At 39.7% G+C, this 9527-nt stretch carries 11 protein-coding genes and 1 pseudogene; 6 read left to right on the top strand and 6 right to left on the bottom strand.

Annotated features, from left to right (window positions below; genetic code table 11):
• Positions 1-291, bottom strand: a 291-nt coding sequence (locus LH47_RS13255; protein WP_043968291.1) for a UPF0236 family transposase-like protein, incomplete at its 3' end; no start/stop codon positions are given.
• A 139-nt stretch (positions 292-430) separates the two neighbouring features.
• Between LH47_RS13255 and LH47_RS13250 the strand changes: the two are divergent.
• From LH47_RS13250 to LH47_RS13240, 3 genes and pseudogenes are all read left to right on the top strand, one after another.
• Positions 431-1237: pseudogene (locus tag LH47_RS13250) on the top strand (homoserine O-succinyltransferase); the annotation flags it as partial.
• 92 nt (positions 1238-1329) lie between these two features.
• Positions 1330-2835 carry an MDR family MFS transporter gene (locus LH47_RS13245; protein WP_043968290.1) on the top strand — a complete coding sequence of 502 codons (1506 nt, stop codon included), beginning with the start codon at positions 1330-1332 and terminating at the stop codon, positions 2833-2835.
• A 1-nt stretch (position 2836) separates the two neighbouring features.
• Positions 2837-3388 (top strand): PadR family transcriptional regulator, encoded by a 552-nt coding sequence (locus LH47_RS13240; protein WP_043968288.1) that lies wholly within the window; start codon positions 2837-2839, stop codon positions 3386-3388.
• A gap of 5 nt (positions 3389-3393) precedes the next feature.
• On the opposite strand, the gene LH47_RS13235 is transcribed toward LH47_RS13240, so the two are convergent.
• Positions 3394-4068, bottom strand: coding sequence for a class I SAM-dependent methyltransferase (locus tag LH47_RS13235; protein ID WP_043968286.1), 675 nt, complete (start codon positions 4066-4068; stop codon positions 3394-3396).
• A gap of 64 nt (positions 4069-4132) precedes the next feature.
• On the opposite strand from LH47_RS13235, the gene LH47_RS17125 reads away from it, so the two are divergent.
• Positions 4133-4264 (top strand): hypothetical protein, encoded by a 132-nt coding sequence (locus tag LH47_RS17125; RefSeq protein ID WP_019416538.1) that lies wholly within the window; start codon positions 4133-4135, stop codon positions 4262-4264.
• 27 nt (positions 4265-4291) lie between these two features.
• On the opposite strand, the gene LH47_RS16525 is transcribed toward LH47_RS17125, so the two are convergent.
• The 3 genes from LH47_RS16525 to LH47_RS13225 are packed head-to-tail and all read right to left on the bottom strand — an operon-like array spanning position 4292 to position 5527.
• Entirely contained in the window at positions 4292-4444 is a 153-nt protein-coding gene (locus tag LH47_RS16525; RefSeq protein ID WP_167333790.1) for a hypothetical protein, read from the bottom strand.
• Positions 4445-4484: 40 nt separating this feature from the next.
• Positions 4485-4961 carry a ribonuclease E activity regulator RraA gene (gene rraA / locus LH47_RS13230; RefSeq protein WP_043968284.1) on the bottom strand — a complete coding sequence of 159 codons (477 nt, stop codon included), beginning with the start codon at positions 4959-4961 and terminating at the stop codon, positions 4485-4487.
• A 44-nt stretch (positions 4962-5005) separates the two neighbouring features.
• A complete protein-coding gene (locus LH47_RS13225) occupies positions 5006-5527 on the bottom strand; it encodes a metal-dependent hydrolase (RefSeq protein ID WP_043968283.1) in 522 nt (173 codons plus the stop codon).
• 166 nt (positions 5528-5693) lie between these two features.
• Between LH47_RS13225 and LH47_RS13220 the strand changes: the two genes are divergently transcribed.
• Positions 5694-6794: an acyltransferase gene (locus tag LH47_RS13220; RefSeq protein ID WP_043968281.1), complete on the top strand. Its 1101-nt coding sequence runs from the start codon at positions 5694-5696 to the stop codon at positions 6792-6794.
• A gap of 101 nt (positions 6795-6895) precedes the next feature.
• Complete coding sequence (locus tag LH47_RS13215; RefSeq protein WP_043968280.1) at positions 6896-8569, top strand: methyl-accepting chemotaxis protein; 1674 nt, start codon at positions 6896-6898, stop codon at positions 8567-8569.
• Positions 8570-8591: 22 nt separating this feature from the next.
• Here LH47_RS13215 and LH47_RS13210 read toward each other — a convergent pair whose 3' ends face one another.
• Complete coding sequence (locus LH47_RS13210) at positions 8592-9260, bottom strand: uroporphyrinogen-III synthase (protein ID WP_235341153.1); 669 nt, start codon at positions 9258-9260, stop codon at positions 8592-8594.
• Positions 9261-9527 lie beyond the last annotated feature (267 nt).

The following is a 9527-nucleotide window of genomic DNA, read 5'->3' as shown; positions in this document are numbered from 1 at the left end:
CGACTGCGCTCCATCAAAGCCCAGTTCGGCATCCAGCAAGAAGGTATACGCCCCCGCCTGCCGATCATAGTAGTAGTTCCGTCGAAACGTCACTTCTCCAAACAGCGTTTGGATCGTGGTCGGCCGTTTGTCTTTCAGCTGATACCGGCGCTTGTCCCGCGCTTCCGCCAGTTGTTGATCAATCTCCTCCAAAAGGGCCGCCAACAAGACAGCGAACACCTTTTGAAGAGTTCTTACTAATTGTTCCTCCAGCTCTTTTAATAAAGGCCATTCTGTGGTAAAATGTTTCATGGACTCTCTCCCTCCTGTTTTATTGATGTTGGTCATCACCATCATAGCAGGGAGAGAGTCCTTTTTGCATGACATTTGCTTTTTTCTACCGCGCTTCGCTTGGTGGCCCCGACGAGCGTCGCGAACAAAAGTTCGCAACCCTCGTCGGGGAATCATTCCTGAATGTCACCCACAAATATTTTACTCACACACACAGCTATTGCGTTTGCTTGGAAATTCGCCGCTACAAGTACATGTCACTTTTTTACGTCCTGAAACACATGAAGCGAAAACAACATCAAAACATCATCTTGATCAATTTTATACAACATTTCAACATGTTCAGCATAGAAAATATGACGGCATGATTATTACTGGTGCACCCGTTGAACATTTGCCGTTTGAACAAGTTGACTACTGGGATGAGTTAACTCAAATTATGGAATGGACAAAGACGAATGTCACATCTACGTTACATATTTGTTGGGGTGCACAAGCAGGGATGTACTATCATTACGGTATCCCAAAATACGATTTGCCACAAAAATGTTTCGGCGTATTCGATCATATGTTAGAACAAAAGCACGTCAAACTTACTCGTGGATTTGACGATATTCATAAAATCCCACACTCGCGCCATACAGATGTGAAACGTGAACATATCGAAGCGGTTTCTGAGTTAACAATTTTATCTTCATCCGAGGAAGCTGGCGTCTGTCTCGTCATTTCAAATGATGGAAAACAAGTATTTTTAACAGGACACCCAGAGTATGATGCCACGACGCTCAAAGAAGAATATGAACGAGATGTGGCCAAAGGATTGGACATTCAAATCCCAAAATATTATTTTCCACATGACGACCCGAATAAGCAACCATATAACACGTGGCGTTCCCATGCGAATTTGCTGTTTGTCAACTGGCTCAACTACTATGTGTATCAAGAAACGCCATACATTTGGGAGTAAGCTTTCGCTTTTTGCGAGAGCTTTTTTATTGATATATATTCAAATTTGAATATAATAGTTTGTATATCATTCATACGGAGGAGAGTAATAAAATGAAGAATGAACAACGATATTTATCGTTTATTGTAGCTGGATTGTTATTAGCAATCCTAATGGCAGCAATGGATAACACGATTGTTGCAACGGCAATTGGGACGATCGTTGCCGATTTAGGCGGCGTAGATCAATTTGTTTGGGTGACATCTGCTTATATGGTTACTGTCATGGCTGGTATGCCTATTTTCGGGAAGTTATCCGATATGTATGGTCGAAAACGTTTCTTTTTATTCGGATTAATCGTCTTTTTAATCGGTTCTGCGCTCTGTGGTTTAGCACAAAGCATTGTACAACTTAGCATTTTCCGCGCGATTCAAGGAATTGGTGGCGGGGCATTAATGCCCATTGCATTTACAATCGTATTTGACGTATTTCCACCAGAAAAACGAGGAAAAATGACAGGATTGCTCGGTGCGGTCTTTGGGATGTCAAGTGTGCTTGGTCCGCTCCTCGGTGCTTATATTACCGATTACTTAAGTTGGCATTGGGTGTTTTACGTCAATGTCCCAATCGGTTTATTATCTATTTTTTTCATTGTCCGTTATTACAAAGAAACAACGCCACATACGAAACAAACAATCGATTGGTTCGGCGCACTCACTCTCATTGTTACAGTCGTTAGCTTAATGTTCGCCCTTGAATTAGGTGGAAAAAAATATGATTGGGATTCATTCACCATCATATCGTTATTTATGGTTAGTGCGATGTTCTTACTAGCATTTTTGTATATAGAAACGAAAGTAAAAGAGCCAATTATTTCATTTTCACTATTTAAACGACGAACATTTGCTGTAGCGCAGTTGCTTGCTTTTTTATACGGTGCGACATTTGTCATTTTAACCGTTTTTATTCCGGTGTTTGTACAAGCGGTTTATGGCGGTACAGCAAAAAATGCTGGACTAATCTTAATGCCAATGATGCTTGGATCTGTTGCAGGCAGTTCGTTCGCTGGTATTTCACAAACGAAAACATCATATCGAAACATTATGTTTCTTTCTGTGATCGCTTACTTTACAGGCATGCTATTGCTTAGTTTCATGACACCGGAAACATCACGTATATGGTTAACTGTGTATATGGCGATTGCGGGATTTGGCGTTGGGTTCTCATTTTCTTTGCTACCGACTGCATCAATGCACAATTTAGAACCACGTTTTCGTGGAACAGCGAATTCAACCAATTCGTTCTTTCGCTCGCTCGGCATGACGCTCGGCATTACCATTTTCGGAACGATTCAAACAAATACATTAACTAGCAATTTAAAAGAAACTTTCGGTTCGATGCCATCAGCACATTCGTTCGATCCACGTGCACTATTTGAAGCGGGAGCACGTGCACAAATTCCGGCACCTATTTTACAAAAAATTGTTGATGCGTTGGCATCATCCATTACGTATGCATTTACGCTCGCATTAATTCCAATTGCTCTTTCATTCGTATTAATTTTCTTCATGGGGAATGAAAAACTAGAAATACAAAAACGGGCAAAAGTAGGGGAATAAAATGAGCGTGAAACTTGTCATTCTCGGCTTGTTGATGGAAGGTGAAAAACATCCATATGAAATTCAACAAATTGTCAACGAACGCCATATGAAACATTATATTAAACTGGCAGCTGGATCGCTCTATTATGCCTTTGATCAGCTTGAAAGACAAGGATATGTAGAGGTGGTCGATGTCGTACGCGATACGAATCGCCCAGATAAAACGATTTACCGCATTACCGAAAAAGGAAAGCAACACTTTGAACAGCTCTTACTAGAAGAATTACAAAAACATGAACATATTCACCGCTCTATTTATGCGGGGCTATCTTTTGCTGCATACGCCGATGCAGCAAAAGTAAGTGCGGTATTAGAGCGACGTTTCCAAGAAACAAAACAACAACTCGAAAAATTGAAATGGATATTTGAACAAAAGCGAGAAAACGAATATGTCGCAAAATTGTACGTGTTAAAAGGAGTCATCATGCATTTAGAAACCGAAATAGAATGGCTCCAACAATTAATCCAGGTCGCTAACAATAAAAAACTACATGAAAAAGGAGGGAGCTAGCTCCCTCACCTTTTTTGCAACATAAATAACCACATAAACGAAACAGCCTGTTTTAATTCTGTTGGTAGCTGTTGAATGAAATGCCCATCGACTCCACGCTTATACACTCCCTCTTGAGAAACTGTTATGAAGCCATTTTCCTTTGCTAACTGTTCAAACTCCCATGGCATCATCGTATTACAAATGACTGCTTCATCATATAAACGACGATAGCTATTGACTCGGGGAGCGGCTGTTGGACCAAGAATACCGACACATACATACGCATTTGTTTTTAATACCCGACGAACTTCTTCAAGTGCAGCAAGTGGGCGTTCAGTCCATTCTAAGCAGTTAATAATCATCGCACCGGAAAACGTTTCATCTGGAAAAGGTAAGTTCATAATGTCTGCTTGTTGAAAATGAAGATGTTCATGATACCTTTGTTTTTTTGCTAATTCAATCATTTCACTTGATAAATCTAATCCGATGACACGATATCCTTGTTGACATAGTTTATATGACCCGTATCCATCCCCACATCCAATGTCTGCAATATATCCTTCTTTCGGCATATATGTCGTGACAAACGGAATAATCGTCTTTCGACTTCCTCTCTCCCACATGTCTTCACTACTTTGATGCCACCACTCCGCTCGCTCATCCCATTGTTTTTCCGCCTCTTTATGCCATGCGCGCATAACTCCACCCCTTTTTGAAAAAATAAACATGTTACGTTTATTGTAGCAGAAAGGAGGCCGAAACATGACAAAAAAAGTGAACGAAGGAAGTCGAAATCAAAACGCACCAACACAACACGGGCAACTATATGAAGGTGCCGGAGATAACAGTAAAGGCCGTAAGCAAAACAAAAGCCAAAGCGATAAAACAGAGTAATGAAAAAAGTCGGGCTGATCGCCCGACTCATTCTTCTCGCTTACTAACACGAATAGCTGGTGTGTTGTTCCCAATATAAAACGGAACGCTTTCTTCATGTGGATAGTCATAAAAATAACGGTTGATCTCTTGTTCAGCAAACGCTACTTCATCTTCTCGCATTGTTCGTTTTTTCTCCATCGTCTATCCCCCCTAGACAATAGAATAACCGAACAAATCGTTATTCATGCAAAGGCCCGTCTGAAACAATCACTCCATCTTCATCAACATATACGTATGTACCTGGCTTCCACTCTATATCCCCGAAATAAACAACTGTGTCTCGTTTCCCTTTTCCTTCTTTTTTACTTTTGCGAGGACATGTTCCGAGGGCAAGTACACCAATTGGCATCGTACTTATTTCTTTCGAATCACGAATACATCCATGTACAATAATACCTGCTAATTGGCGATCATACGCGATTTGTGCCAGCCGATCACCCACAAGCGCACATTGTTTTGATCCTTTTCCATCAACAACGACTACACTTCCTGCTGGTACCGTTTCTAGCGCTTCTCGAACAAGGACATTATCTTCGAAAACATCTACCGTCGTAATCGGTCCATAAAACGACGTTTTTCCACCGTAATTTTGAAACGTCAGTGAACAAACGCGGACACGTTCCCCGTATTGATCACATAAATCTGCCGTTTTCATCCTCATCCCCCACTTTTGTCAATCTCAACATAATCATATTCAATTTATTCAGAAAAATCAATAAACGAAGACGAAAAGAACGAACTATTCTCTTCTATTGCTCCGTTCGTTAAAAAATAAATAAACAAAACGAGAAAGCAGTAAAAAAGCAACGTTTCAAAAAAGCTAGATGTACGATAAGTCATAATAAAACGATATCTTTTTTTAGAAAATGGCCAAAGTAGCGGAACACCTTGACTCGAACAGTAATCAGCTAACACATGAAACGCGTAGCCGAGACATAGCCCGAGCGTAAAAGGAGAAAAATGTTGGGATAATAAAACGGCTGTGATCGCTCCCCATGCTAATAGCGAGTGCGTAAATCCGCGATGACCAAACGCCTTTTTCACTTGTTTCGCCACACCAAGTGAGCGGCGACCAATATAAGAATTTGGTTCATCAATATCAGGAAGCAACCCTCCAATAGCTAATCCGGCTGCATAGGTAACAGTAAAAGATATAGGGGTATACGTTGCAAACCCGGCACCAATGGCTAATGATGAAACAATATGAGTATGATAACGCATTGTTTTTCACCTTCCTTTTGTAAACGCTTCACATGACACTTATTATTAACATTCATGAATTTGCGACTGTTTTTTCAATAAATGTTCATTCTTCAACTAACTTTGTGAAACTATTAGCATTATACTAGTATATGAACAAATTGACAAATAAAGCTGGTGAGGAAAAATGATAAAAAAAACACCTGCAGAACTAAGCGTTATGAAAAGTTTAGCATTTTTAGCGGTCGTTTTTCAAAGTGCGTTATTATATGTTATGAATGATCGCCCTCCACATGCTGAGGAAGCGATTATGATCAGTATATTGTTTCAAGTCGTCAAATTTTCTGCGCCTGTGTTCGTCTTTTTAGTTGGATTTCATATTGCACAACAAAATGAAGCCATTCATTACGCACGTTACATGGCCCATAAATGGAGAGAGCTAATTATCCCGTATATAACATGGTCATCTATTTACTTTGTATTTAGTCATCCACATGCATTTGAAGCGATGAAACAACTATTGCTTGGGGAAGCAGCTCCTCATTTATGGTACGTCGTCATGATTATACAATTTCATTTGCTTATTGTCGCCATTGTTCCATTTTTCCGATGGCTTAATGAAAAAAAATATTGGAAATTATTTATTATCGTTAGTGCGATCACTTACATGGGCTTCATTACATTCATTTCTCCAGTCGTTCAAAGCAAATCATATGTACATTATGTTGATCGCACATTTTTATCTTATTTCTTCTATTTTGGTTTAGGTGGTATGGCCGCATACACATTGCCAGCTTGGCGAAAATTTGTTATTCGAGCTATTCCACTTAACACATTTTTATTTTTATCTTTATTTATTTTTGTTGGGTATGAACTATTTACATCGCAAAGTATTTTTTCGATCGATTTAACAACGATTACGTATTTAAGACCTTCAATGGTGTTATATGTCACATCGGAAATTTTCTTATTATACGGTTTATCAATCACGATTGTACAAACAAAATCGCTCCTATATACAGCGTTACGTTTCGTTAGTCGATATACGTATGGGGCATATATCGGACATGTATTTTTCTTATCCATGTTTGTGTCGATTATTCCAACAACGATGTATTCCCTATTACAAGCGGTGATGTTATTCGCCATGACAACCATTGCTTCAATCGGTATGTGCTATATGATACACGCTACACCATTTAGCGTACTTTTTATCGGTCAAGCACGTGAACGTCGAACCATTTCCATCCCTGTATTTTCAAAACCGAAAAAAGGCATCCCAAGTTAATTTTTGGGATGTTTTTTGTTTTATTTGCACAAACAAAAAGATGATAAATACGTATGATAAAAAACAAGCCAGCTCTAAAAAAGAAAAAGGGGTGACTCAAAGTGACAATTAGTAGAAAAATATTTCTTTCATTTTTCGTGATGTCGGCTCTATTTGTTAGTATTCAGTTATTTACAATTTTTCAAATTGCTCAAAAACATGATAAACAAAATCAAATGATTGATAGGCACATGCAAATTTTAACGTACACAAATGATTTAACGATCGCTTTTTATGAGCAAAGGAAAGAAGTGTTAACGTACTTGTTGCTAAGAACAAAAAATCATTTAGATAACTATACGAACGCCCGTTCACATTTTCATGACGCCTATAACAATGCAGAACGTATAGCAATAACAAAAGAAACAAAAGAAATTTTTCAACATATGCAAAAACTTGAATTGCAATATTTTGATCTTGTCCAACAGTTTATTCGCGCTGAAACGGAAGAGGAAGAGACAGCAGTTTTTAAGGAATTAGCAAAAAAGGGGAATGAATTTATAATCATTGCTGACAAGATGATTATGAAACAAAAGCAGTTGCTCGCTGAGGAACGTAAACGCATAAAACAAGAAATGAAACAAATACAAATGATCTCCTCATTGCTCTTTTTTGTATTATCTATTGTTATCATTAGTATAACGTGGTTAATAAGTAGTAGAATTGCTAAACCGATCCGTCTCGTTTCCGATGAACTACAGCGCATAGCGAAAAAAGACTTATCTTCCCCGCCTTTGTCAGTTAAAACAAAAGATGAAACAAAACATATGACTGAGTCCATTAATGATATGAAAACAAAATTGAAGCAAACGATTGAAACGATGAAGGATATTTCTATTCATATGGCGTCGCAAGCGGAGCAGTTTGCCGCTAGCTCAGAACAAAGTACGCAATCGTCCGAGAAAGCGACAGAAACGGCTGAACAAACATATGCAGAAGCGGAACAACAATTGCGCATGCTCAAAGTAGCGGACGATTCTTTATATGAATTTTCCATCGGGATGAATCAAATTGCCGAAAGTACAGAAGATTTGCTTGCATCAGCAGAACGAGCACATGATTTTGTCAATCAAGGGAAACATTCCATTCAAGCGGTGACAACACAAGCTTCCGACATGCGTGATGCCATGTTTACAACAAAAACACTTGTTGAATCACTTCAACAACATTCCGAGAAAATTGGAAAAATTACAAACGTCATTACGGCTATCGCCGAACAAACGAACTTGCTTGCCCTAAACGCAGCCATTGAAGCTGCGCGTGCCGGTGAGCATGGAAAAGGATTTACTGTTGTCGCTGACGAGGTACGAAAACTATCTGAACAATCGAAAGAAGCGGCAAAAGAAATTGAAACGATGCTAGATCAAATAAAGATCGGAACAAAAAAGGTAGCGCAAGCCATCGAAGAAAATACGAAAAAGCTTGTTGACGGCACGACATACTATGAAACGGCAAAGCGTTCATTTCAAGCGATTGATGAATCAGTAGAACGAGTGTTTTCTAAAGTACAAACAACATCAGCAGCGATTGAACAAATGACCGCGATTTCAAACGAAATAACTGAAACGATGAAACAATTAAAACAAATAGCGCATCGAGTCATGCAAAAAAGTAAAGAGAGCGCCCTAACTGCAGAAGAACAGCTAGCCATGAACGAACAAATTTCTTCCGCTGCCCAAACGCTTGCTAAACTTAGCGAGCAACTTCGTACAATAGTTGAATCATTTCGTCTGTAGCTGTGCATACATGTATGCGCAGCTACTGCTTGTCAAAATATTGAGCAAGTTCAACAATCATAGCTCCCATCCGTTCATGGGCTGGAGCAATGACGCGTGCAATCCCTTCTTCATGTAACGTCTCTTTTGTTACTTTTCCTACCGCAACAGCTACAACATCATCAGCAAATGCTCGTTTTATTTCTTGAACATATCCCCACTCGTTTACAAAGGAGAAGAAAAAGCGCACTTGAATCGCTGATGTAAAACAAACCGCTTGTACAGATCGAGAAATGATTTCATCAATAAGCTGTTTCATCACATCAGCCGCAGGTGGCGTATGGCGATACGGCCATATCTCTTGATATAACGCGCCTCGTTTAACCAAAAATTGTTGCAACGATGGAGCGGAATCCCCATAAAGCTGAACAACGACACGTTTGTCTGTCCACTCTACTTCCTTTAGCGCATGCACAAGACTTTGTGTTGTTCCGTCGTCTGCTGTTATGTGCGGGCTTATGCCGTATGTACGTAAAACGTTTGTCGTTTTATATCCACGTACCGCCACATGCGCTTGACGAATGGCTTGAAGGAACATTTCTCCTATTCCCCACTCGTCTGCTTTTTTCATTAATGTATCAACACCAATCCCTGTCGTAAAAATAAACCAATCGACTGGTTCATGTGTGAGTAAAATATTTGTGGGTGACATTCAGGAATGATTCCCCGACGAGGGTTGCGAACTTTTGTTCGCGACGCTCGTCGGGGCCACCAAGCGAAGCGCGGTAGAAAAAAGCAAATGTCATGCAAAAAGGACTCTCTCCCTGCTATGATGGTGATGACCAACATCAATAAAACAGGAGGGAGAGAGTCCATGAAACATTTTACCACAGAATGGCCTTTATTAAAAGAGCTGGAGGAACAATTAGTCAGAACTCTTCAAAAGGTGTTCGCTGTCTTGTTGGCGGCCCTTTTGGAG

Origin of the sequence: Anoxybacillus thermarum (genome assembly GCF_000836725.1) — a bacterium.
GTDB lineage: Bacteria > Bacillota > Bacilli > Bacillales > Anoxybacillaceae > Anoxybacillus > Anoxybacillus thermarum.
This window is presented reverse-complemented; position numbering and strand designations above follow the sequence as displayed.